General features: G+C 49.9%; 19 protein-coding genes, 2 tRNA genes and 3 rRNA genes. 8 read left to right on the top strand and 16 right to left on the bottom strand.

Annotated features, from left to right (window positions below; translation table 11 throughout):
* Positions 1-31 precede the first annotated feature (31 nt).
* Positions 32-415, bottom strand: coding sequence for a Co2+/Mg2+ efflux protein ApaG (apaG, locus tag PG1C_RS04105; protein ID WP_202636137.1), 384 nt, complete (start codon positions 413-415; stop codon positions 32-34).
* A 160-nt stretch (positions 416-575) separates the two neighbouring features.
* Between apaG and PG1C_RS04100 the strand changes: the two genes are divergently transcribed.
* Positions 576-1352: a hypothetical protein gene (locus PG1C_RS04100; protein WP_202636136.1), complete on the top strand. Its 777-nt coding sequence runs from the start codon at positions 576-578 to the stop codon at positions 1350-1352.
* Between the two features lie 46 nt (positions 1353-1398).
* Here the strand turns inward: PG1C_RS04100 and PG1C_RS04095 are convergent, their stop codons facing one another.
* The gene (locus PG1C_RS04095; RefSeq protein WP_414629203.1) at positions 1399-2604 is read right to left on the bottom strand and encodes an IS256 family transposase; all 1206 of its coding nucleotides are present in this window, start codon (positions 2602-2604) and stop codon (positions 1399-1401) included.
* Positions 2605-2753: 149 nt separating this feature from the next.
* Between PG1C_RS04095 and PG1C_RS04090 the strand changes: the two genes are divergently transcribed.
* Positions 2754-3299: an adenylate/guanylate cyclase domain-containing protein gene (locus PG1C_RS04090; protein WP_202636135.1), complete on the top strand. Its 546-nt coding sequence runs from the start codon at positions 2754-2756 to the stop codon at positions 3297-3299.
* A gap of 84 nt (positions 3300-3383) precedes the next feature.
* On the opposite strand, the gene PG1C_RS04085 is transcribed toward PG1C_RS04090, so the two are convergent.
* The 7 genes from PG1C_RS04085 to tyrS all read right to left on the bottom strand — a co-directional run bounded on the left by PG1C_RS04085 (position 3384) and on the right by tyrS (position 12611).
* Positions 3384-4928 carry an ATP-binding protein gene (locus PG1C_RS04085; protein WP_202636134.1) on the bottom strand — a complete coding sequence of 515 codons (1545 nt, stop codon included), beginning with the start codon at positions 4926-4928 and terminating at the stop codon, positions 3384-3386.
* Positions 4929-5261: 333 nt separating this feature from the next.
* Positions 5262-5376: ribosomal RNA gene (gene rrf, locus PG1C_RS04080) — 5S ribosomal RNA — on the bottom strand.
* Positions 5377-5577: 201 nt separating this feature from the next.
* A 23S ribosomal RNA gene (locus tag PG1C_RS04075) occupies positions 5578-8635 on the bottom strand.
* A gap of 361 nt (positions 8636-8996) precedes the next feature.
* Positions 8997-9072: transfer RNA gene (locus tag PG1C_RS04070), tRNA-Ala, on the bottom strand.
* A 213-nt stretch (positions 9073-9285) separates the two neighbouring features.
* Positions 9286-9362 (bottom strand) — tRNA-Ile (locus tag PG1C_RS04065).
* A gap of 56 nt (positions 9363-9418) precedes the next feature.
* Positions 9419-10986 (bottom strand): 16S ribosomal RNA (locus PG1C_RS04060).
* The 16S, 23S and 5S rRNA genes sit together here with 2 tRNA genes alongside, the layout of an rRNA operon.
* 437 nt (positions 10987-11423) lie before the next feature.
* Positions 11424-12611 (bottom strand): tyrosine--tRNA ligase, encoded by a 1188-nt coding sequence (gene tyrS, locus PG1C_RS04055; RefSeq protein ID WP_202636917.1) that lies wholly within the window; start codon positions 12609-12611, stop codon positions 11424-11426.
* Positions 12612-12807: 196 nt separating this feature from the next.
* Between tyrS and PG1C_RS04050 the strand changes: the two genes are divergently transcribed.
* Both PG1C_RS04050 and PG1C_RS04045 read left to right on the top strand, forming a co-directional pair.
* The gene (locus tag PG1C_RS04050) at positions 12808-14034 is read left to right on the top strand and encodes a M23 family metallopeptidase (RefSeq protein ID WP_202636133.1); all 1227 of its coding nucleotides are present in this window, start codon (positions 12808-12810) and stop codon (positions 14032-14034) included.
* 18 nt (positions 14035-14052) lie between these two features.
* Positions 14053-15141, top strand: coding sequence for an anhydro-N-acetylmuramic acid kinase (locus tag PG1C_RS04045; RefSeq protein WP_202636132.1), 1089 nt, complete (start codon positions 14053-14055; stop codon positions 15139-15141).
* A 55-nt stretch (positions 15142-15196) separates the two neighbouring features.
* Here the strand turns inward: PG1C_RS04045 and erpA are convergent, their stop codons facing one another.
* The 6 genes from erpA to queC form a co-directional block, all read right to left on the bottom strand.
* On the bottom strand, positions 15197-15547 hold the full coding sequence (gene erpA / locus PG1C_RS04040) for an iron-sulfur cluster insertion protein ErpA (protein ID WP_202636131.1): 351 nt from the start codon (positions 15545-15547) through the stop codon (positions 15197-15199).
* Positions 15548-15637: 90 nt separating this feature from the next.
* Positions 15638-15976, bottom strand: coding sequence for a bactofilin family protein (locus PG1C_RS04035; RefSeq protein WP_202636916.1), 339 nt, complete (start codon positions 15974-15976; stop codon positions 15638-15640).
* 99 nt (positions 15977-16075) lie between these two features.
* Positions 16076-17104 carry an N-acetyl-gamma-glutamyl-phosphate reductase gene (gene argC, locus PG1C_RS04030; protein WP_202636130.1) on the bottom strand — a complete coding sequence of 343 codons (1029 nt, stop codon included), beginning with the start codon at positions 17102-17104 and terminating at the stop codon, positions 16076-16078.
* Between the two features lie 100 nt (positions 17105-17204).
* The gene (gene rpsI / locus PG1C_RS04025) at positions 17205-17597 is read right to left on the bottom strand and encodes a 30S ribosomal protein S9 (RefSeq protein ID WP_202636129.1); all 393 of its coding nucleotides are present in this window, start codon (positions 17595-17597) and stop codon (positions 17205-17207) included.
* Between the two features lie 24 nt (positions 17598-17621).
* On the bottom strand, positions 17622-18050 hold the full coding sequence (gene rplM / locus PG1C_RS04020; protein ID WP_202636128.1) for a 50S ribosomal protein L13: 429 nt from the start codon (positions 18048-18050) through the stop codon (positions 17622-17624).
* A 197-nt stretch (positions 18051-18247) separates the two neighbouring features.
* Positions 18248-18931 (bottom strand): 7-cyano-7-deazaguanine synthase QueC, encoded by a 684-nt coding sequence (queC, locus tag PG1C_RS04015; protein ID WP_202636127.1) that lies wholly within the window; start codon positions 18929-18931, stop codon positions 18248-18250.
* A 75-nt stretch (positions 18932-19006) separates the two neighbouring features.
* Here queC and miaB point away from each other — a divergent pair, with 75 nt between their 5' ends.
* Together miaB and icd are read left to right on the top strand one after the other, a co-directional pair.
* Positions 19007-20332 (top strand): tRNA (N6-isopentenyl adenosine(37)-C2)-methylthiotransferase MiaB, encoded by a 1326-nt coding sequence (gene miaB, locus PG1C_RS04010; RefSeq protein ID WP_202636126.1) that lies wholly within the window; start codon positions 19007-19009, stop codon positions 20330-20332.
* A gap of 215 nt (positions 20333-20547) precedes the next feature.
* The gene (icd, locus tag PG1C_RS04005) at positions 20548-21777 is read left to right on the top strand and encodes an NADP-dependent isocitrate dehydrogenase (RefSeq protein WP_202636125.1); all 1230 of its coding nucleotides are present in this window, start codon (positions 20548-20550) and stop codon (positions 21775-21777) included.
* Between the two features lie 154 nt (positions 21778-21931).
* Here icd and PG1C_RS04000 read toward each other — a convergent pair whose 3' ends face one another.
* A complete protein-coding gene (locus tag PG1C_RS04000) occupies positions 21932-22135 on the bottom strand; it encodes a cold-shock protein (protein ID WP_202636124.1) in 204 nt (67 codons plus the stop codon).
* Between the two features lie 395 nt (positions 22136-22530).
* On the opposite strand from PG1C_RS04000, the gene clpS reads away from it, so the two are divergent.
* Together clpS and clpA are read left to right on the top strand one after the other, a co-directional pair.
* Positions 22531-22851, top strand: a complete 321-nt coding sequence (gene clpS, locus PG1C_RS03995) for an ATP-dependent Clp protease adapter ClpS (protein ID WP_202636123.1) — start codon at positions 22531-22533, stop codon at positions 22849-22851.
* On the top strand, positions 22851-25127 hold the full coding sequence (gene clpA / locus PG1C_RS03990; RefSeq protein ID WP_202636122.1) for an ATP-dependent Clp protease ATP-binding subunit ClpA: 2277 nt from the start codon (positions 22851-22853) through the stop codon (positions 25125-25127). Before clpS ends, clpA begins: the two co-directional genes overlap by 1 nt.
* Positions 25128-25461: the final 334 nt, after the last annotated feature.

Below are 25461 nucleotides of genomic sequence, written 5' to 3'. Positions count from 1 at the left end.
AAAACTGAAATGGCTCGGTGCATAAAGAGATTCAGTGAAGCATGCGGGGCATGGATAATAAAAATTCAGCAACAGGCGCATCAAATTGCACCCCATCTTCCGCCGTCATTTGATAGGTCCCGCGCATTGTGCCAACAGGGGTCGCTAGCTGACATCCGCTTGTGTATTCAAAACTCTCACCTGGGTTGAGTATGGGCTGATTTCCGACAACACCCAAACCACGTATCTCTTGCACATGACCACCTGAATCCGTAATGATCCAATGTCGTGAAATAAGCTGTGCAGCCACATTGCCAATGTTAAGCAAACGTATTACGTAAGCAAAAACATAGCGATTAATTGCCGGATCAGATTGCTCAGGAAGATAATGCGCTAAGGCAACTGTCTCGATTTGATATTTTGTCTCATCATCCATAGCAGCTCATTGAACACCATTCTTAGTTGAGGATCAAGGAAAAATGCAGTGGCTCTAGCTATATAATCAAATTGGATTAGCTGCCAGCCAAAGTTTCCATAATTCAATGCCTTTCCTTATCCTATTCCAAGTGTCTATCTGTAGCTGTAGCGCCTCTTCTATGTCATCCGAAAAACCTCCTCCTAGCTTTGTCAGCCAGCTGCTCAATGCAGGCATCACCTCGGATGACAGTGAAGAAGTTCGCCTCAATAAGTCGCTATTGATGCTTGCCACGGGTCTATTCACCATGACAGCGATGCTGTGGCCCATGATTTACTCTGCGCTTGGAAAGTCGTTCTCGACAACGCTTCCTTTGCTGTTTCAATTAATTTTAACCTGCAATATGCTGCTGTATATCAAGACCCGTAATTTCGATTTTTTCCGTGTGACTCAGCTGGGTGTTTTCCTCTTTCTTCCATTTGTTACCCAGTGGGCAATAGGTAACTTCATATCCTCAAGCGGTGTCATTTTGTGGGCACTGATTGCGCCAATCGGCGCGCTGTTGTGTATCGGAGCGAGTCAATCTGTTGGTTGGTTTATTGCGTGGGCCGCTTTGACCGCAATCTCTGGCGCAATGGATTACTATTTAGCCGACCCACTTTTTTCAGCTAAAACTGACATCATTCCCATTCGCACAAGCTTAATATTTTTTGCCATTAACTTTATCGCTGTAGCCGCGAGTATTTATTTGTTGTTGCGTTATTCAATATTGGAAAAACGCAAAATGCAAAAAAGACTGGAAGAAACCTATGCGCAGTTGATGTTCGAACAAGAACGAGCGGAAAATTTGCTGTTAAACATATTGCCAGCACCTGTAGCCGATCGTTTGAGAAACACTAATCAGACAATCGCCGATGGTTTTGCTGACGTCACGGTCATGTTCGCGGGAGTGTCCTGAATTTTGTGTGCAAGGCGGTTGATGTTTCATTGATTGCTGCCTGATTTTACGCGACACGTTTCGTAAAGCGATCCCCGAACTGGATGGCGAATTGCACCATCGCGGCTTTCCAGTGAAACACCGGCATTGCCCATTCCTTGGTGATGTTTCTCAGCGCCAGCCAGATCAGCTTGGTCGCCGCCTCGTCGTTGGGGAAATGCCCGCGTGTCTTGATCGCCTTGCGGATGCGCGCGTTGACCGATTCGATGGCATTGGTGGTGTAAATCACCCGCCGAATCTCGGGCGGGAACGCAAAGAATGGCGTCACGTAGTCCCATGCACGCCGCCAGGCCGCAGCGACATGCGGCAGTTTCGTTCCCCATTCGGATTGCGCGAACGCCGTCAGCGCGACTTCTGCGGCGTCTGCGCTCGTCGCGGTGTAGATCGGACGCAGCGCCGCTGCGACGGCTTTGCGATCCTTCCAACTGGCATAGTCCAGGCTGTTGCGGATCAAGTGCACGATGCAGGTTTGCAGGACGGCTTCCGGATACGCCGCAGCAAGCGCCTCTGGAATCCCTTTCAGACCATCGGAAACGGCGATCAGCACGTCCTCCACGCCGCGCGTCTTCAAGTCGTTGAAGACCTTGAGCCAGAACTTGGCCCCTTCGGTGTGTTCGATCCACAGCCCGAGAATGTCGCGGCTGCCGTCGGGCAGGATGCCCAGCGCAAGATAGACCGCCTTGTTCCTGACCAGGCCGTCGTCGCGGATCTTGACCCGCAACGCGTCGAAGAAGATCACGGGGTACATCGGCTCCAGCGGTCGGGCCTGCCAGGCAGAGACTTCGGCCATGACTTCATCGGTCACGGTGCTGATGAAATCCGGCGACACCTCGACGTGATACATCTCGGTCAGGTGCGCGCGGATGTCGCGCGTGCTCATGCCGCGTGCATACATCGACAGGATCAAGTCATCAAAGCCTTCGTAGCGGCGGCCATGCTTGGGGACGATCAGGGGTTCGAACGCGCCGCTGCGGTCGCGCGGGATGTCGATCCTGAGCGGGCCGGTGTCGGTGAGGAGCGTCTTGCCGCTGCTGCCGTTGCGATGGTTGGCAACGCCTGCGGGCTTGTCTTCGCCGGGTGCGTAGCCCAGATGCAGGCTCATCTCAGCAGCCAGCGCGCGCTCGATGATCGCGCGTTTCAGGCGTGCGGTGAGGTCGTTGACCTCGCTGCCGGTCATCGGTGCGCTGACCAGTGTGTCCAGCTGTGCCTGCATCTCGGGCGTAAACGCAGGCGCGTTGCGCGCATCCTCAATGGATTGCTGAACCATGCTCAGCTTCTTGGGTTTCGTTTGTTGCTCGGGCATATCTCGTTCCTTTCTCGAACTGATGAATATGCCTTACACACAAAAATTCGGATAGGCTCATGTTCGCTGATATCGTCAACTTTACTCAACTGGCCGCCAGCTTGTCGCCTAATCAGGTATTTACAACGCTTAATCAAATATTTTCAGCCTTCGACGAGCTAGCTGAAAAATATGGTCTAGAGAAAATTAAAACGATTGGTGATGCTTATATGATTGCCGGCGGACTTGATAACAATTGCCCAGACTACGCGCACGCAATCGCAGACATGGCAATTGAAATGAACGCTACCCTGAGTCAAAACCGCAGCATCAACCCGCTTGACCTTGGAATACGCATTGGTATCGGCACAGGCCCACTAATCGCTGGCGTGGTCGGCAAAAAGAAATTTATTTATGATCTTTGGGGCGACACCGTCAACATCGCTAGCCGGATAACCTCTGAGGGGTTATCCGGCATGATTCAGTGCGATGCAACGACCTATCGAAGACTAGCTAGAACATTCGATTTTGATGGGCCAAAAACCACCCCTCTCAAAGGAAAGGGAAACGTGGATATCTATAGCCTAATAGGCCGAAAAATCATTTACGGCCAATCCCTACATTAGCCCAGCAAAAACCTCGACCTACTGCAACATCTAATCCCTCGGGCTTCTTGAGCAGTATTGAGTTGTCGTGACTTTTCTTTAAACCTAACCACGATAATGGGTGCCGGGTGTGAGAAGAAAAGAAACTCGACCCAACTGATTTTCAGAAAGCATCAGCTTATATCCCATAGTCTCAGCATACTGAGCTGCCTGAAACAGACCTACACCCAGGCCTTTACTAGAACGAACTGGCCTGGAGAACAAATACTTTAGAGTGTCCTCTCCAATTCTTGACCCATTGTCACTTATCTCCAGTACAGTCCTTTTTGCACTTGTTGATATCTTGACTTTTACCTGAAGCCCAGGTTCTCGATGATATTTTTCCTCAGCATTTTGAATTAAATTTTCAGCCACACTTGAAAAAAGATCCTCTGGCAAATCTCCATTTACCCCTAGTGCATCAATAGATATCCAGTCTCTTCTTGAAACTCTTTGCTCAAAATTTTTTACCCACTGCTGCGCAGATGAAATCTTGAGTCTTTTATTTTCTTGCGGAGTTTTTAGCTTATTAATGGTTTCTGTCAATCTGTCTGATATTGCCGGTAATTGACGACGCAAAAGCGCTTGATAGGCATGAGAAGATTCTGCCTGTGGTTCGTTTACCGCGACACATAGCGCATTCAAGGTTTGTAGAATATTTTTAACATCATGTGTCAGCCTGGCGCCAGTCTCATATATTGCCTGCATATAAGACAATTGCTTGAGTGCTGCATCCCTTTTTTTATCACTATAAAATTTCAGGAGCAATCTAGTTGGCAAGCTGAAATGAAACATTAGTGTTGTTGTGAGCTGATATTTCGTATAAAGATGCAGCGTTAGCTCTTCGTATTTGAATACAGCGCAATACCCATCTGTAACGCCATACTGACCTGGCCCCATGTCGGTTTCCCATTTAATCCCAAACACCCAGGGTAAATGTTGCGACATATTGCTACACGCCTTTTCAAGAAATATTTCCGGATCATCTTCTTGATGAGTTAGATCAGTCAGCATTGCCAACCACTGATCCAGGGGGAGTCCAATTGACATTAAATAACGTGAAAATAAATTTCCTAGCCCAGCAAATCCAGCTCGAGGATCCCATGCCCAACCTAGCATCAAAAGCACAACTGCAATAATGATTATCGACTGAAGTAATGCCTTTATGTATGAGCTACCTACCAGCAACATTAAAACCAAACTACCAAAAACAAGCACAGTCAGAATCAACATGGCTATTAGGCTGTTGATGAAATCAACTATATTATCCTCTCGACCTAAATCACCTGGTTTAAGCAATGGGATCATCAGCAAGATGGGCGCTAGCGTACCTGCATGCCCCAGCCAAATTAGCCCCTCCGGCAGTTTTGCGATTGGAACAGCAGATGGAACAGCAATCAAAAGCAGTGTCAGCACTAACGATGCAAAGCAATATAGGTTAGCCAAGCGTAATTTATGGTCCCCGAAAAGTGGAACCTTGCCCCCGATGATGGAGATCAGAATAATGATCCATACCACGATTACCCACCCATCGAGCCATATCAGCGTTGTAGCAAGCAACACCAGACCCAGTACTGCCGACGTGAGTGTAATTCGATGGCCTTTGCGCACAAAAGGCTGCCAAAGTATAAATAACCCAACATGGACAAGAAAAAAAGCTTTACCAGCGACGGAGCCCGCTTCACTCCATAGCGTTAGGTATAGAGAGCCTAAGATTGCTGGTAAGAGTAAATGTGATATTGACGGCACGCTAACACTAAGTAGTTAAAATTTACCAGGGGGACTTCGAACGAATACCCGCAGACAAAACTCAGCGCTATTCTCCCAAGTCTTAAGAAAATACAACAGTAGAGTTTACGTTATTTCCTCTCTCCCAAGCGCGTCTATTACCCATAAAAAAACCCCCTCAAGTTTGTAAGCTTGAGGGGGTATGTAGATGGGGGAGTCTGGCGTTGACCTACTTTCTCACACGGTGAAGTGCAATATCATTGGCGCAGAGGCGTTTCACGGTCCTGTTCGGGAAGGGAAGGGGTGGTTCCACCTCGCTATGGACACCAGACTTGAAGGGGGTGCGCCGGGAGTTGACCTAATTTTTGGCCCGGCACACATGGTTCGGAAGAAGTAAAGAAGCAAGTTTTCGTACAGTTGAACCAGTAGGGCTTTCAACTGCAGTCAGGTAAGGTTGTCATTGTAAATATTGGCTACACACCTGCGCGATTGACCGCACAGGAACTCCAGCAGTGCTGAAACTTACTGTTATAGGGTCAAGCCTCACGGGCAATTAGTACGGGTTAGCTTAACGCATTGCTGCGCTTCCACACCCCGCCTATCAACGTCCTGGTCTGGGACGACCCTTCAGGGGGATTGAATCCCCGGGATATCTTATCTTGAGGCGAGTTTCCCGCTTAGATGCTTTCAGCGGTTATCTCTTCCGAACTTAGCTACCCGGCGATGCGACTGGCGTCACAACCGGTACACCAGAGGTTCGTCCACTCCGGTCCTCTCGTACTAGGAGCAGCCCCCCTCAAATATCCAGCGCCCACGGCAGATAGGGACCAAACTGTCTCACGACGTTTTAAACCCAGCTCACGTACCACTTTAAATGGCGAACAGCCATACCCTTGGGACCGACTACAGCCCCAGGATGTGATGAGCCGACATCGAGGTGCCAAACTCCGCCGTCGATATGAACTCTTGGGCGGAATCAGCCTGTTATCCCCAGAGTACCTTTTATCCGTTGAGCGATGGCCCTTCCATACAGAACCACCGGATCACTATGACCTGCTTTCGCACCTGCTCGACTTGTGGGTCTCGCAGTCAAGCCTTCTTTTGCCATTGCACTATGCGCACGATGTCCGACCGTGCTTAGAAGACCTTCGTACTCCTCCGTTACGCTTTGGGAGGAGACCGCCCCAGTCAAACTGCCTGCCATGCACGGTCCCCGATCCGGATTCACGGACCAAGGTTAGAACCTCAACGACACCAGGGTGGTATTTCAAGGGTGGCTCCACGCGATCTGGCGACCACGTCTCACAGCCTCCCACCTATCCTACACAGGTCCCGTCAAAGTCCAATGCAAAGCTGCAGTAAAGGTTCATGGGGTCTTTCCGTCTAGCCGCGGGTAGATTGCATCTTCACAAACATTTCAACTTCGCTGAGTCTCAGGAGGAGACAGTGTGGCCATCGTTACGCCATTCGTGCAGGTCGGAACTTACCCGACAAGGAATTTCGCTACCTTAGGACCGTTATAGTTACGGCCGCCGTTTACTGGGGCTTCGATCAAGAGCTTGCACCCCATCACTTAACCTTCCAGCACCGGGCAGGCGTCACACCCTATACGTCGGCTTTCGCCTTTGCAGAGTGCTGTGTTTTTATTAAACAGTCGCAGCCACCGATTCTCTGCGGCCCCATCACGCTTCGTCCGCGAGGGACTACACGCTACCGGGGCATACCTTCTCCCGAAGTTACGGTATCAATTTGCCGAGTTCCTTCTCCTGAGTTCTCTCAAGCGCCTTGGAATTTTCATCCTGCCCACCTGTGTCGGTTTGCGGTACGGTCGTTCACAGACTGAAGCTTAGAGGCTTTTCCTGGAAGCAGGGTATCACTCACTTCAGATCCGAAGATCCTCGTCATCACGCCTCAGTTAAGCCCACCGGATTTGCCTGGCAGGCACACCTACACGCTTAAACCGGGACGTCCAACACCCGGCCGAGCTAACCTTCTCCGTCCCCCCATCGCATCTGTGACCGGTACGGGAATATTGACCCGTTTCCCATCGACTACGCCTTTCGGCCTCGCCTTAGGGGCCGACTCACCCTGCGCCGATGAACGTTGCGCAGGAAACCTTGGGCTTTCGGCGAGGGTGCTTTTCACACCCTTTATCGCTACTCATGTCAGCATTCGCACTTCTGATATCTCCAGCATCCTTTACAAGACACCTTCGCAGACCTACAGAACGCTCCCCTACCATGTGCACCTGATTCAAGCTGCCTGTCTTGAATCGCTCATCCCCTTATCACCGACCTCGATCGGTGAGGGACGCTTTAGTTCCGGCCGCGCCTGTCGGCGCTTAACCTGGCGTGCGCCAGGTTAGCCTTTACTACCGCTCAAGCGCTCCAACAAGCCGCTTGAATCAGGTGCACATCCGCAGCTTCGGTGCATGGTTTGAGCCCCGTTACATCTTCCGCGCAGGACGACTCGATCAGTGAGCTATTACGCTTTCTTTGAAGGATGGCTGCTTCTAAGCCAACTTCCTGACTGTCTATGCCTTCCCACCTCGTTTTCCACTTAACCATGACTTGGGGACCTTAGCTGGCGGTCTGGGTTGTTTCCCTCTTGACGATGGACGTTAGCACCCACCGTCTGTCTCCCATGCTCGCACTTGCCGGTATTCGGAGTTTGCTATGGCGAAGTAGATCGCAATGACCCCTCCAACCATTACAGTGCTCTACCCCCGGCAGTGATACATGAGGCGCTACCTAAATAGCTTTCGGGGAGAACCAGCTATTTCCAGATTTGTTTAGCCTTTCACCCCTACCCACAGCTCATCCCCTAATTTTTCAACATTAGTGGGTTCGGACCTCCAGTGCGTGTTACCGCACCTTCATCCTGGCCATGGGTAGATCATCTGGTTTCGGGTCTACGCCCAGCAACTCGAGTTTTCACTCTTACGCCCTTATCAGACTCGCTTTCGCTACGCCTCCCCTATGCGGTTAAGCTGGCTACTGAACGTAAGTCGCTGACCCATTATACAAAAGGTACGCAGTCACGGAACAAGTCCGCTCCCACTGTTTGTATGCATGCGGTTTCAGGATCTATTTCACTCCCCTCCCGGGGTTCTTTTCGCCTTTCCCTCACGGTACTGGTTCACTATCGGTCGATTACGAGTATTTAGCCTTGGAGGATGGTCCCCCCATCTTCAGACAGGATTTCACGTGTCCCGCCCTACTTGTCGCAAGCCTAGTCTCGCGCGCTGGTTTTCGCGTACGGGGCTATCACCCACTATGGCCAATCTTTCCAGACTGTTCCACTAACCAGTGCGTTATCTCTTGCAGGCTCCTCCCCGTTCGCTCGCCACTACTTGGGGAATCTCGGTTGATTTCTGTTCCTCCGGCTACTTAGATGTTTCAGTTCGCCAGGTTCGCCGCCTACAGCCTATGTATTCAGCTGTGGCTACTCCTTGCAGAGTGGGTTTCCCCATTCGGATATCTCCGGATCAAAGCTTGTTTGCCAGCTCCCCGAAGCTTTTCGCAGGCTACCACGTCCTTCATCGCCTGTAATCGCCAAGGCATCCACCACATGCACTTAGTCACTTGACCCTATAACGTTAAGCTCCATTATTCCGGAATCCATTCACTATAGGTGTAACCAATAGGCTTCTTTTTTCCATTCCCAACGCCGGTTCAAAGAATCGGGAACAGAACGATGCAAAAATACAGTCACAACCCATGTGCCATCCCTTCCAGAATGACACATCCATTTACTTTTACTTCTTCCGAATTTTTAAAGATCGAACAACCGCTTACTCACATAATGAGCAATGGCTGAGGGCTAACGCTTTAACCTTCACTCATTGCACATCATCTAACAGACAGAGGCAGTCATCGCCGCAGGCCGCCTCCACTCGTTCCCCTAGTGCTGCCGACTGCGGTGCTGCCGACTAACGCCAAACACCAGCGATGGTGGAGGATGACGGGATCGAACCGACGACCCCCTGCTTGCAAAGCAGGTGCTCTCCCAGCTGAGCTAATCCCCCTTTTTGCGGCGTATTACTGCGTTGCTCGGTCGCTTGCATAGCGCTGCTATGCGGCGCTCCCTCGCGCCTTGTACTACTTGCAAAAAGCCATCGCCCCGTTGCGGCTACATTGGTCTGCGAGAATCAAGCGAGTCAAGGCGGAGGGCCCCGCCGCCGACTTTTCGCAGGCAAGCCATGCGACAACGCCGCCATGCGCCGGTTATCGCAGACCCATGGTGGGTCTGGTTGGGCTCGAACCAACGACCCCCGCCTTATCAAGACGGTGCTCTAACCCGCTGAGCTACAGACCCGCTGTCTGGCTTAAACAACCGATAGGTTGTAGGTGCTCACCCAGCCTTTGCTCTAGAAAGGAGGTGATCCAGCCGCAGGTTCCCCTACGGCTACCTTGTTACGACTTCACCCCAGTCATGAACCCCACCGTGGTAAGCGCCCTCCGCACGCCAACTTACGCCGGTGCGCGGTTAGACTACCTACTTCTGGTGGAACCCACTCCCATGGTGTGACGGGCGGTGTGTACAAGACCCGGGAACGTATTCACCGTGACATGCTGATCCACGATTACTAGCGATTCCGACTTCACGCAGTCGAGTTGCAGACTGCGATCCGGACTACGATCGGCTTTGTGAGATTAGCTCCCCCTCGCGGGTTGGCAACCCTCTGTACCGACCATTGTATGACGTGTGAAGCCCTACCCATAAGGGCCATGAGGACTTGACGTCATCCCCACCTTCCTCCGGTTTGTCACCGGCAGTCTCATTAGAGTGCCCAACTCAATGATGGCAACTAATGATAAGGGTTGCGCTCGTTGCGGGACTTAACCCAACATCTCACGACACGAGCTGACGACAGCCATGCAGCACCTGTGTTCCGGCTCTCTTTCGAGCACTCCCAAATCTCTTCGGGATTCCGGACATGTCAAGGGTAGGTAAGGTTTTTCGCGTTGCATCGAATTAATCCACATCATCCACCGCTTGTGCGGGTCCCCGTCAATTCCTTTGAGTTTTAATCTTGCGACCGTACTCCCCAGGCGGCCAACTTCACGCGTTAGCTACGGTACTAAGGAAGTCTCCTCCCCCAACACCTAGTTGGCATCGTTTAGGGCGTGGACTACCAGGGTATCTAATCCTGTTTGCTCCCCACGCTTTCGTGCATGAGCGTCAGTGTTAACCCAGGGGGCTGCCTTCGCCATCGGTGTTCCTCCACATCTCTACGCATTTCACTGCTACACGTGGAATTCCACCCCCCTCTGCTACACTCTAGCCACACAGTCACAAACGCCGTTCCCAGGTTGAGCCCGGGGATTTCACATCTGTCTTATGTCGCCGCCTGCGCACGCTTTACGCCCAGTAATTCCGATTAACGCTCGCACCCTACGTATTACCGCGGCTGCTGGCACGTAGTTAGCCGGTGCTTCTTCTGCAGGTACCGTCATTAGCAGGCCGTATTAAGACCCACCGTTTCGTTCCTGCTGAAAGAGCTTTACAACCCGAAGGCCTTCTTCACTCACGCGGAATGGCTGGATCAGGCTTGCGCCCATTGTCCAAAATTCCCCACTGCTGCCTCCCGTAGGAGTCTGGACCGTGTCTCAGTTCCAGTGTGGCGGGTCGTCCTCTCAGACCCGCTACGGATCGTCGCCTTGGTAGGCCTTTACCCCACCAACTAGCTAATCCGATATCGGCCGCTCCCATCGCGCGAGGCCCAGGTTACCCCAGGTCCCCCGCTTTCACCCTCGGGTCGTATGCGGTATTAGCTCTCCTTTCGGAGAGTTATCCCCCACGACGGGGTACGTTCCGATACATTACTCACCCGTTCGCCACTCGCCACCAGGAGCAAGCTCCCGTGCTGCCGTTCGACTTGCATGTGTAAAGCATTCCGCCAGCGTTCAATCTGAGCCAGGATCAAACTCTTCAGTTTAATCTTGCTTGTTGTCTTACTTACTTAGCGCTCTCAAACGAATCTGCGAGAATCAGCGTTGCATTTGATTGCAGCTGATTCCTTGTTTCTTCGTGTAAGTGCTTGCTTTATTACTTTCAGCTTCCAGCAGTAACAGATTCTGCACGGCAGAAACCGTACAGAACGTGATCAAATCCCCCCTTTAACGGGGAGCTTCATCCGCTTTCAGACCTTCGATTTCAGTCCGATTGCCTGTTCCCACCACCAGCTCGGCAAGCACCTACACCTATCGGTTGTTTGGTTTTTAAAGATCTTTGCCTCACCCCCGTTTCCAGGGCTTCCAGGCCTTCTCTACATCCAGCAGAGAAACAAGATTATAGGTGCAGCGCTTTACCTTGTAAAGGGGGTTTAGGAAAAAATTGCCATTTATCTTTCAGGTTCTAAATAACATCTGATTTCTAAACAAGATTTACCCGCGCAAACTTTCGCTTCCCTACCTGCAGCACGATGGTTTGGCCTGGATTTAATACAGAATTTCGATCATTGACCTTTTCGCCATTAAGTCTTACACCACCACCATCGATCATTCGTAACGCGTCAGACGTACTCTGCGTTAATCCAGCACCTTTAAGCACTTGCGCGATAGGCCCTCCCGCAATACTGAGTTCCGGCATATTGTCTGGCAATGCTCCTTTTTGAAAACGGGCCTCAAAATCTTCTAAAGCCTTTTCTGCCTCCTTAGCTGAGTAAAACCGGGTAACGATTTCCTGTGCAAGCATTACTTTTGCATCCCGTGGGTTTCGTCCAGAGTCTACTTCACTCTTTAAACGTGTAATCTCATTACTTCCCATAAAGGAAATCAGCGTAAAGTACCGCCACATCAAGGTATCTGATATGGACATCAGCTTTCCGAATATTTCTTGCGGGGACTCAGTGATACCAATATAGTTACCCAAAGACTTAGACATTTTATTCGCGCCATCCAAGCCTTCCAGCAAAGGCATCATCAAAACACATTGGGGAGATTGCCCATAGTGCTTTTGAAGTTCTCGCCCCACTAGTAAATTAAATTTCTGGTCAGCCCCACCCAGTTCAACGTCAGCTCGCATTGCAACAGAATCGTAGCCCTGGCAGAGTGGATAAAGAAATTCGTGAATTGCTATAGGCTGCCCGGCAGCATAACGCTTTGAAAAATCATCCCGCTCCAGCATGCGAGCCACCGTATACCTTGCGGCCATCTGAATGAGCCCCCCGGCACCGAGAGAATCAAACCATTTTGAATTGAAACATACTTCAGTTTTGTCGGGATCAAGAATCTTGAAAACCTGCTCACGATAAGTTTGCGCATTCGCTAAGATTTGGTCACGAGTCAATGGTGGTCGCGTGGTATTTTTTCCCGTTGGATCACCGATCATGCCAGTAAAATCCCCAATGAGAAACATAACGTGATGGCCCATCTCTTGAAAATGGCGCAACTTGTTGATTAGTACCGTATGGCCCAAATGAAGGTCTGCAGCTGTCGGATCAAAGCCGGCCTTGATGCGCAAGGGACGGTTGCCTTTGAGTTTCTCGACAAGCTCGGACTCAATCAACAGCTCGTGGGCACCATGTTTGATGTGCGCAAGTTGAGATTCAATATCAATCATGGAATAGTTTTTTAATGGTAGCGTAAAGGCTGGTATTGATAAACTGGTAAAATTGATCATAGCTCAATCACAATCAGTTCTTTGGAAAGTGCAAAAAATAGACACCGAAATTCTATCGCAACTTACCTCTGGCCTACCTGCTAGCGCCCGACGGTCATCCATCACGGTCCTGGCTGGGTTGTTTGGCTTGTTTAGTATGGTTGTCGCTTTTGCAACCATCAATCCACCCCCATCAAGCCACTTCAGCCAACGACCGACCAGTGAAGCGCTCACGCCTGTGGTAAGCCTCTTAGACCCGCCTCAAAATAATCTGCTTTATGAAACTCGAATTCAGCAGGGGGATACGCTGGCCTCCATCCTGCAGCGTTTAATGGTTCACGATGCTTCGGCTTTGAGTTTTCTACGTACTGACTATCCCTCTCAACTCATTTCAAAACAATTGAACCCGCGCAAGAATGTAGTAGCCAGCATTTCGTCTTTGGGTGACTTACAATCGTTGATCTTTCCGCTTGTTTCTGACTCTGATCGATTTCTTGTCATTGAGCGCCAAAGTGATTTCTTTACCACAAATGAAAAACGCTTACCGCTAGAAAAGCAGATTGTGACGAAAACGGCTGAAATACGCCACTCGCTTTTTGGCGCAAGCGATGAAGTGGAAATTCCCGAAAAGATTGCACTTCAACTGACCAATATATTCAGCGGCGATATCGATTTTCAACGCGGTCTACGTAAAGGCGATAGATTTTCAGTCGTTTATGAAGTATTCACCTACCTCGGTCGCCCTGTTAAAACCGGGCGAATCCTTGCTGCCGAGTTTCTAAATAATGGAGAGATTTATCGCGCAGCCTGGTTTTCATCCTCGACTGATGAAGGACGCGGCGATTACTACACGGCAGAAGGAAAAAGCATTCACAAAGACTTTTTGCGATCTCCCTTGGAGGTCTCCCGAGTCACTTCAGGTTTTACGGAGTCACGCTTTCACCCTGTGTTAAATAAATGGAGAGCCCATAAGGGAATTGATTACGGGGCTCCTGTGGGCACGCATGTCAAAAGTACTGGGGATGGCACCATTGAGTTTTTAGGGCGCAAAGGAGGCTACGGGAATGCCGTTATTGTTCGCCATAAAAATAACTACACAACGCTGTATGGGCATCTTTCAGGTTTTGCCCCGGGAATACGACAAGGTAGTCGCGTAAACCAAGGGGATGTCATCGCGTATGTCGGTGCCACCGGGTTAGCTAGCGGACCACATCTGCACTATGAGTTCCGCATTAATGATGTTCATAAAAACCCGCTGGAGGTCATTTTTTCAGATGCGCAGCCGTTAAGCACTGCGCAAAAGGCTAACTTTAAAAACCTAACCGCAGGCTATTTTGCCAGCCTCGACTTGCTACAACAGTTTGATCTTGCACAGTCCGACTAAAAAAGCGAGGGGAAGGTTGTGCAACTTTTTATAGGGCTAATGTCAGGCACGAGCCTTGATGGTGTTGATGCAGTGCTTGTCGATTTTTCTTCTGGCACACCACAAACACTCGCCACAGTCTGGCTACCCTATCCAACCCCATTACGCGATCAAGCATTACGGCTTCAGTCGGCGGGAAGTAATGAGCTTCATATAGCGGCACTTCTGGCTAACGACTTAGCGCAACTTTATGCACACGCAGTCGAGAATGTACTTGCAAAAGCACACATTTCCCCGGAGCAAGTGACCGCTATTGGCTGTCACGGCCAAACCGTTAGGCATCAACCTAACGCTGGGTATAGCTTACAGCTGAACAATCCGGCCCTACTCGCCGAGCTAATTAAAATTACCGTTGTTGCTGATTTTCGTAGCCGTGATATCGCCGCTGGGGGACAGGGTGCGCCACTAGTTCCTGCTTTTCATGCCGAGGTTTTTAGTTCATCAAGCCGACATCGCGTCATTCTAAACATAGGTGGTTTTGCCAATCTGACCGATCTCAATCCTGAAAAACCGATTCAGGGCTTCGACTGTGGGCCGGGTAATGTGTTGATGGATGCATGGATTGATGCCATACAAGGAATTCAGTACGACAAGGGGGGTAGCTGGGCTAGTCAAGGGGTGATTTCCCCATCCCTGCTCGAAAAGTTGATGGCGGATAAATTTTTCCATTCGCCACCCCCTAAAAGCTGCGGACGAGACGGCTTCAATATGCCCTGGCTTTCCCAGTTTCTCGACGGTGGTGAACGTCCAGAAGATGTTCAAGCCACATTAGCGGAGCTTACAGCACTTATCTCGGCACAAGCCATCCAGCAGTGGTGCGGCCATCCGGATGAAGTTTTCGTCTGTGGTGGCGGGGTTCATAACGCGACATTAATGGCTCGCTTACAACATCACCTTCCCCATTGCCGTATTGCCAGCACCGACTTTTTGGGGCAACCGCCCGATTGGGTCGAGGCCGTAGCCTTTGCCTGGTTAGCGTGGCGCGCCATCTCAAGGCAACCAGGAAACTTGCCTGCCGTTACCGGCGCTCACGGGCCGCGCATCCTTGGTGCAATCTATCCCGCCTAAGTGTCATCACCAATGGGGCGGATAGACATCCACTCCTGATCAAACTATCGGAGTATCAGAGCGAGAAAGAAGAACCGCACCCGCACGTACTCGTTGCATTCGGGTTTTTGATCACAAACTGCGAACCTTCCAGACCTTCGCTGTAATCAATTTCAGCACCGACTAAGTATTGATAGCTCATGGGGTCAATAAGAAGCGTCACGCCATCTTTATTGAGTGCGGTATCGTCATCATTGACGACTTCATCGAAGGTAAACCCGTACTGAAACCCTGAGCAACCACCGCCAGAGACAAAAACACGCAATTTCAACTCTGGATTACCTTCTTCATCAATCAATTCTTTGACTTTTTTCGCCGCGTTGTCCGTAAAGTTAAATGGCGCGGGCATTTCTGTCACTGCATTCATGGTGTTCTCCTATAAAACATACGCCAAGGATAGCATATGCGTGCATTGCTAATAATTTCAAGTAGCCCTATTTTGCACCTGAGGCTAATTTTAATTCAACAGTCTTGCCTTGTTAAGTCCCTCTTGATCAGTCAAGTGGCACTGAATAACAGCGCCAGGATGTATTTCGATCATCTCATATTCAACATCATCTGTAACCCGCGCTTTGAGCTGAAGTTCAACAAAACCAGCCACTTTCACTGGACTGATGATCGTTCCGTTAGTCACCAAATGAGGCACTACTACCTCTCCCTCAACATGCGCTTGCTCACGAATGACTAGCGTTGTTACCTGGCTCAGGGACCCAAAAATATTCCCTTTAACTGTTTCATCTATACGTAGCCCAACCGTAAAACAGATATCTCCAGCTACTATTGTTCCTGCACCAATAACGTATCAATGCGCCCTAAAGGTTGGTTATTGAGCGCGCTGCCTTTATTGCAACGCGATGCGCTGTAATGCCAAAGCGGGTACGCCACCGCCGAGTCATTACGGAAATACAGGAATGTGTGACAGGCCTGTGCATTCATCAAACCCAAACATGATATTCATGTTTTGTACTGCTTGACCTGCAGCACCCTTGACGAGATTGTCGATTACCGAAAGCACAACCAGTACATTGCCTTCCTGTGGGCGGTGAATCGCAATCCGGCAAATATTAGCCGCTCGCACGGATCGAGTTTCAGGGTGTGATTTTGGCGGTAACACGTCAACAAAAGGCTCATCAGCGTAGCGGCTTTCAAATAACTGCTGAAAATCAACTTCACGAGTAATCCGCGCATAGAGAGTTGCATGAATACCACGAATCATCGGGGCCAAATGTGGAACAAAAGTTAGCCCCACAGGCCCACCTGCCGCACGCGAGAGACCCTGTTGAATTTCAGGCAAATGACGGTGGCCAGAAACGCCATAAGCCTTGAAATTATCGGCCACCTCAGAAAATAACGACGAAGTTTCGGCTTTGCGGCCAGCACCGGAAACGCCCGACTTAGCGTCAGCGATTAAGGAGCTCAAATCGACACACTCCGATTCAACTAAAGGTAAAAACCCAAGCTGGGTTGCGGTAGGATAACAGCCAGGATTTGCAACCAGTCTGGCGTGCCGAATAGCGGATCGATTCACTTCGGGCAGTCCGTAAACAGCCTCGGCTACCAGTGCAGGGCTGACGTGCTTCATGCCATACCATTTCTCCCATTCAGTAATATTTTGAATGCGAAAATCAGCCGCCAGATCGACCACCCTGACGCCGGCATTAAGCAACTGTGCGGCCTGTTGCATGGCAATACCATTAGGTGTGGCAAAGAAAACAATGTCACAGGCCGCCAGTGGCGCATCCTTCGGGTCACTAAACTCCAGATCGACTGACCCGCGCAGACTGGTAAACATCTCGGCTACCGGAGTTCCCGCTTCTCCTCGTGAAGTAATTGCCAATAGCTCAACCTCTGGGTGCTGAGCAAGCAGCCGCAAAAGCTCAACCCCTGTATACCCTGTACCACCAACAATACCTACCTTGATCATACTTAGCTCCCAAAATTCGTAAAGGAAGGATGGTAACTCTTAAGCAAACCAGCAGAAACAAAAAAGCCGCCCGAAAGCGGCTTTCCCCATTCCACGAAGCTTAACGCTTCGAGAACTGCTTACGACGGCGAGCCTTGCGGAAACCAACTTTTTTCCGCTCAACTTCACGCGCATCGCGGGTAACAAAACCAGCACTGGACAGCGCAGGCTTAAGGGTTGCATCGTATTCAATCAAAGCACGCGTAATACCATGCCGCACCGCACCTGCTTGACCAGACTCACCGCCACCTGTGACATTCACTAGAATGTCGAAGGTTGTAGCATGTTGCGTCAACTCGAGTGGCTGACGGACAACCATGCGGCCTGTTTCACGCGAAAAAAATACATCGACCGGTTTATCGTTTACGACGAACTTACCGCTTCCGGCACGGAGAAAAACGCGCGCAATAGCTGTCTTCCGACGACCAGTGCCATAGTATTGAGTAACTGCCATTGGGACTCCTTGATTTTCCAGCGCTTAAATATCAAGCGACTTAGGTTGCTGTGCGGTATGCGGATGGTCTGCTCCCGCATAACATTTCATCTTCTTCAGCATGGCATAGCCTAAGGGGCCCTTTGGCAGCATACCCTTGACCGCTTTTTCAAGCACGCGGTCAGGAAAACGTTGTTGCAGCTTGTTGAAGTTAGTCTCATAAATTCCGCCCGGATACCCGGTATGCCGGAAATATTTTTTATCCTGCGCCTTATTACCCGTCACGCGAAGCTTCTCAACATTGACGACGACGATGTAGTCACCAGTATCAACGTGCGGGGTATAAATCGCCTTGTGCTTGCCACGCAAACGACGTGCGATTTCAGCGGCCAAGCGGCCAAGCACCTTATCCGCCGCATCAATGACGAACCAGTCAGGCTGCACCTCATGCGGTTTGGCAGAAAATGTTTTCATTCTTTTCCCTTACTTGCTCTTTACTTGCATTAATAAGCCAGCGAGCGCCCTATGAGTTTGACCCAAATAAACAGGCGCTTTACGGACAGCCGTGCATTCTAATCAATCCGCAGGGGAAGTGTCAAACGAGTTTTATCCAAAGTACAGATCGCACAGACACTGTCCGCCGAACCGCTCGTGAGCTCACCGCTGGAGACTCAGGGTTTCTTTTCGTAATAACTTGTTGGATCAACCAGTTGGGCAGAATAAAACCCTTCTTTCCTTAGCCGACAGGAGTCGCATACACCACATGCGCGGCCAGCTTCGTCAGCTTGGTAACACGATACAGTCAGTCCGTAATCTACCCCTAACTGCATGCCTTTCTTAATAATTTGCGCCTTGCTCATGGATATCAACGGCGCATGAACTGTTAGCACCGCCCCCTCTACTGCCGCTTTGGTCGCCAAATTGGCTAAGGTTTCAAAAGCACGAATAAACTCGGGGCGGCAATCAGGATAACCAGAATAATCAATGGCATTGACTCCGACAAAAATATCTCGGGAACCCAAGACTTCTGCCCATGACAATGCAAGCGAGAGCATGATCGTGTTACGCGCCGGAACATACGTAACGGGCACACCAGGGCGTACGCCATCTATCGGCACGGCAATCGAAGCATCCGTCAACGCCGAGCCACCCAGCTGCCCTAAGTCTAGCTTGAGTACCCGATGCGCTACGGCACCTAAAGCCTTTGCCACTCGCCCCGCAGCGAGCAGCTCAGAGCTGCTACGTTGCCCATAATCGAGCGATAAACAATAGCAGGCGAAGCCTTGCTGGCTCGCCAACGCCAGCACCGTTGCCGAATCCAGGCCACCCGAAAGAAGAATAACTGCAGTTTTCATGGGCGCAATAGTAGCAAAGGAGCACGGTTATAGCTGCTCTATAATTAACAATCTTTTTTATTTGGCCCTCAAGTAATGACCAAGAAAGTATTCATACGCACCTTTGGCTGCCAGATGAATGAATATGATTCCAACAAAATGGCCGACGTCCTCGCTGGCGCAGAGGGCTCAACTCGAACGGACAACCCTGAAGAGGCAGATATTCTTCTCTTCAATACTTGCTCTGTTCGCGAGAAAGCACAAGAGAAAGTGTTTCACGATCTAGGCCGTGTCCAGTATCTGAAAAAACTCAATCCAAATCTCATTATTGGCGTAGGTGGCTGCGTCGCCAGCCAGGAAGGCGAGACAATTGTCCATCGTGCGCCTTATGTTGATGTTGTCTTTGGACCACAAACACTGCATCGTTTACCGCAAATGATTGCTGCACGCCGCGCAACGGGGCGGCCGCAGGTTGACATTACGTTTCCCGAAATTGAAAAATTCGATCGCTTGCCTGCGGCTAAAACAAAGGGCGCTTCTGCTTTGGTTTCGATCATGGAGGGCTGCTCGAAATACTGCACTTTTTGTGTCGTGCCTTACACACGAGGAGAAGAAATTTCGCGGCCATTCGCCGATGTTTTAGCTGAAATTTCCGGCCTCGTCGCACAAGGTGTCAGCGAAATTACATTGCTGGGGCAAAATGTTAATGCGTACCGCGGCCCAATGGATGATGGTGACACAGCCGATCTGGCGTTTCTTATTGAAACCATCGCTGAAATTGAAGGGCTCCAACGCATCCGTTTCACAACGTCGCACCCGCGCGAGGTAACACAGCGGCTGATTGACGTTTACCGCACGGTACCCAAGTTGGTCTCCCATTTACATTTGCCCGTCCAATCAGGGTCAGACCGTATATTGTCAGCAATGAAGCGGGGGTACACCGTGCTTGAATATAAATCACTGGTGCGCAAACTAAAATCTGCACGCCCCAACCTTTCGCTCTCGTCCGACTTCATTGTCGGCTTCCCTGGGGAAACAGACGAAGACTTTGAGAAAACAATGCAACTGATTGAGGAGCTCAACTTTGACAACAGCTTCTCCTTCCTTTATAGCGCGCGTCCGGGAACACCAGCTGCCGCAATGAGCGATCTCACACCTCAGGATGTGAAGGCAGGCCGGTTGATGCGCCTCCAAAAAAAGATCGGGCTCCAAGCCATGACTCAAAGCGAGGCGATGGTAGGTAGTGTGCAGCGTATTCTGGTAGAGAGACACGCTCGAAAAAATGCGCAAGAACTCGCAGGACGTACTGAAAATAATCGCGTCGTTAATTTCGCTGGCGATGACAGCTTTTTAGGGCGGCTGATTGATGTCCGCATCACTGCAACACGCCCGAACAGCCTGCGCGGGGAAATGATCACCTAGACAAAACATCCTAGCACATATCCTAGCCACTATTGGCAGGTCACATCGTCGTGTAATCGGCGTATCACCAGCGCCGACTTTTGCGAAATAACCCAAGCCCACCGTACCGTGCCTTCTTCCGTTGAAGACGAACCCCTTTTTAGTGGATAATTGCACAGGATCGCTTTCAGCGGTTTAACCCCCCCTCCCCTCGTAGGAAAACAATTGGAGCCAGCATGAGTACCTCTTTTATTAAAGTTCCCACACAAGGCCAAAAAATCATTCCAGGCCAGTCGATTCCTGATAATCCGATCATCCCCTTCATCGAAGGTGATGGCATTGGCGTTGATATCACGCCAGTCATGCAAAAAGTAGTAGATGCCGCGATTCAGAAGGCCTACGCAGGCAAGCGCAAAATTTCATGGATGGAAGTTTACGCAGGAGAAAAAGCCACCCGTGTCTATGGTCCCGATGTATGGCTTCCAGAAGAAACCATTAACGCCTGCAAAGACTACTCTGTGTCAATTAAAGGGCCGCTAACCACCCCCGTCGGCGGCGGCATCCGCTCACTCAACGTAGCCCTTCGGCAGGAAATGGATCTCTTTCAGTGCGTGCGCCCCGTGCGTTACTTCAAGGGCATTCCATCACCACTGAAAGATCCCTCCAAGACGGATATGGTTATTTTCCGTGAAAACACTGAGGATATCTATGCCGGTATTGAGTGGCAAGCAGAGTCGCCCCAGGCAAAAAAAGTCATTAAATTTCTTCAGGAAGAAATGGGTGTAACGAAAATTCGCTTTCCTGACACATCGGGTATCGGCATCAAACCCATCTCGCGCGAAGGCTCTGAACGTCTGATGCGCGCGGCGATCCAGTATGCTATTGACAACAAGCGCAAATCGGTCACCATTGTGCACAAAGGCAACATCATGAAGTACACCGAAGGTGGCTTCCGTGACTGGGCATATGGTTTAGCCGCAAAAGAATTTGGTGGTGTCGAAATTGACGACGGCCCCTGGCTCAAGCTGCCTAACGGCATAGTGATCAAAGATACCATTGCTGACGCTTTTTTACAGCAGATTCTGCTTCGTCCAGCCGAGTACGATGTGATCGCCTGCTGCAATCTCAATGGCGACTACATCTCTGATGCGCTAGCTGCACAGGTAGGTGGTATAGGCATTGCGCCAGGGGCTAACATCTCCAATGACTACGCCGTTTTCGAAGCCACTCACGGAACAGCTCCCAAGTACGCCGGAAAAGATTATGTCAATCCCGGCTCATTAATCTTGTCTGCTGAAATGATGCTACGTCATATGGGCTGGACAGAAGCTGCAGATCTCATTATTCACTCAATGGAAGCCGCCATTGGCGATAAGGTTGTCACGTACGACTTCGCTCGCCTCATGGAAGGCGCTAAAGAAGTGAAATGCTCAGCCTTTGGGCAAGCAATGATTGATCGCATGTAAGTCTTAAAAAGCCGTAGCTAAAAGAGAAAAATCCAGAGAAAAAGCCCGCCCCTGACTTAATCAGGGGCGGGCTCTAAACATTATCAGAATCAAGTAGCGATTCTGATAATACTTTGACTGTCTGTCAGACAGTCAGCGTCTCAAGTAAAAAACCTTAAGCGCGCTGAATGTTTGAGGCCTGCTTGCCTTTGGGGCCTTGGACCACGTCGAAAGACACTTTGTCGCCTTCTTTCAGCGACTTGAATCCTGCCATATTGATGGCGGAGAAATGAGCGAAAAGGTCTTCGCTGCCATCATCAGGGGTAATAAAGCCAAAACCTTTGGCGTCGTTGAACCATTTAACTGTACCAGTTGCCATGTAACTATTCCTTAATCAAAACGAACAAATCGGCCACCGCTGCGGGCTACAAGAGAAACCGCACCCCGGCCGGGGCATGTTTAACACTTAAGTTCAAGAGCGCAAAAAAGAATTTTTTAATTCAAACAAACCATAAATTTCTAAAGGCAGAAAGAATTTCGAAAGACTCTGAGCAAAACATAAGCTAAACACGGTGTGCGTTTTACCTACTAAGTTCATCCGCGTCAACAACTTTTTATGTTGCGCCGCACATATTTGACCACTTTATCACTGACCAGCCTCTGAGGCTAGCATGCAAAACAACTTGAATTGCACTTTTTATCCCCCATATAAAGCCTGCTTTTGTTGAGTTGAAATTGAGTTGAAACCTTCGTAATTAACATTAGAATGTACTCATGGTTACACGCAGAGAAACTGGTACGGGCAGTGATGCCGCACTAGCCCCGGAAAAAAGTAAGGCAAGCTTACCGCCGATGTACAAGGTGTTGCTGCTTAATGATGATTTCACGCCGATGGATTTTGTCGTGATGGTTCTAGAAAAGTTTTTTAATCTGTCACGCGAACAGGCGATGCAGGTTATGTTGAAGGTGCACCGTGAAGGGAAAGGCGTTTGCGGCGTTTATCCTCTGGATATTGCTGCAACGAAAGTTGAACTGGTTAGTGCATTTGCACGGCAACACCAGCACCCGCTGGCCTGCGTTATGGAGGAAAACTGATGATTGCCCAAGAACTTGAAGTTAGCTTACACATGGCCTTCGTGGATGCACGTCAGAAGCGCCACGAATTTATTACGGTTGAACATTTGCTGCTCTCTCTGCTTGATAACACGTCTGCCGCTGAGGTGTTGCGCGCTTGCGCTGTTGATATGGATGGACTTCGCAAAGAGCTAACCACTTTTATTAGCGATCACACGCCTACGGTTAATGGTACCGATGAGATCGATACTCAACCCACCCTAGGTTTTCAGCGAGTCATTCAACGCGCCATTTTGCACGTGCAGTCGTCCGGCAAAAAAGAAGTGACCGGCGCCAATGTTCTGGTTGCGATATTCGGTGAAAAAGATTCGCACGCGGTGTACTTCCTCCAGCGACAGAATATTTCGCGCCTTGATGTGGTGAACTTTATATCTCACGGCATCGCTAAGATTCCGCCATCCCAGAGCAAAGAGGAAACGGCTGAAACTGAAGCAGAATCGCAAGAAAAAGCGGGGGCGCTTGAAAGTTTTGCACAAAACCTTAATCAGCAAGCACTGATTGGCAAGATAGATCCGTTGATAGGGCGGGATAAGGAACTGGAGCGCGTCATCCAAACACTTTGCCGACGCCGCAAAAATAACCCCCTGCTCGTTGGCGAAGCCGGCGTTGGAAAAACCGCTATTGCGGAAGGTCTTGCACGTCGTATTACTGAAGGCCGTGTGCCTGATATTCTTTCTAATGCCATTGTTTACTCACTCGACATGGGTTCCCTCTTGGCTGGAACAAAGTATCGAGGTGACTTTGAGCAGCGTTTAAAGGCTGTACTGAAGCAATTGGCTGACACGCCAAACTCGATTTTGTTCATTGATGAAATTCACACCTTAATCGGCGCTGGCGCTGCCTCAGGCGGAACACTTGACGCCTCCAATCTACTAAAGCCAGTGTTATCCTCTGGTGCGCTCAAGTGTATTGGTGCAACCACCTATAACGAATATCGCGGCGTATTCGAGAAGGATCACGCGCTATCTAGGCGCTTCCAGAAAGTCGATGTCAATGAGCCATCGGTCGATGAAACCGTCTCCATTCTGCGTGGCCTTAAGTCTCGCTTTGAAGAACACCATAGTGTTAAATATTCGGCTGCTGCCATCTCTAGTGCTGCTGAATTGTCGGCCAAATATATTAATGATCGGCATTTACCTGATAAAGCCATCGACGTGATTGATGAGGCGGGTGCAGCACAACGCATTTTGCCGAAATCGAAACAAAAGAAGCTGATTGGTAAAACTGAAATCGAAGAGATTGTTGCAAAAATTGCGCGAATTCCGCCAAAACACGTCTCATCAGATGATCGATCAGCACTAAAAAATCTCGACCGTGATCTCATGAATATGGTCTATGGCCAAAATGCGGCCATAGACGCGCTGGTTAAAGCCATCAAAATGTCTCGCTCAGGGCTGGGTGACCCGCAAAAGCCAATTGGCAGCTTTCTTTTCTCTGGCCCCACGGGTGTTGGCAAAACCGAAGTGGCTCGACAACTGGCTTATTGCATGGGCATTGACCTCATTCGCTTTGATATGTCCGAATATATGGAGCGTCATGCCGTCAGCCGCCTCATAGGTGCCCCGCCGGGCTATGTTGGTTTCGATCAGGGTGGATTGCTAACTGAAGCCATCACTAAAAAACCGCATGCGGTTCTCTTGCTTGATGAAATAGAAAAAGCACACCCTGAGATTTTCAATATCCTGCTGCAGGTAATGGATCACGGCTCACTGACTGACAACAATGGTCGCAAGGCAGACTTCCGCAATGTGATCATTATCATGACCACAAATGCTGGTGCAGAATCTTTACAAAAAACCAGCATCGGCTTTACGACAAATAAAATGCAAGGTGATGAAATGGTCGATATCAAGCGCCTGTTCACGCCAGAGTTCCGTAATCGACTGGACGCCATCATTTCCTTCCGCGCCTTGGATGCACAGATTATTCTGCGCGTCGTTGATAAATTTCTCATGCAGCTTGAGGGCCAGCTACACGAGAAAAAGGTCGAGGCTATCTTCACGGATGCTCTTCGTGCATGGCTGGGTGAAAAAGGCTTTGACCCCTTAATGGGTGCCCGCCCCATGGCGCGTTTAATTCAAGACACAATCCGTTCCGCCTTAGCGGATGAATTGTTGTTCGGCCGATTGATTCATGGTGGCCGAGTAATTATCGATCTTGACGAAAACGAGAAAGTTAAACTGACATTCGAAGACGCTGTCACCAACCCGACAACCTCATCATCTACCGTCGGTTAAATAATAATGCAATCACCAAAAACTCGGCGTCTCGCCAGCGCCGAGTTTTTTCATAGTCCTCCAATGTTGCGGCATATGATCTATGTAGTGCCGCCTTAAACGCCGCCGTTAACCTGACGTTTAATACATTTCAAGCGGCTCTTGGCAACGGCTACGGCCAAAGCTTTTTATCCTTACCCATTAAAACAACAACGTACCGCACTTCCGCCCGAAGTGCAATTTGATTTATTTTAAATTTATAAGTCTTATATAAGATAATTGACATATTATATTTTTTAATTAATAATGCGTTTGCATCCTTGTTCATCCTCTCCTGTATAACCCTCTTTTTAAG

It is taken from the genome of Rugosibacter aromaticivorans, from assembly GCF_000934545.1.
Lineage (GTDB): Bacteria > Pseudomonadota > Gammaproteobacteria > Burkholderiales > Rhodocyclaceae > Rugosibacter > Rugosibacter aromaticivorans.
The sequence above is the reverse complement of the archived record's forward strand: the minus strand, read 5'-3'. Positions and strand labels throughout refer to the sequence as shown.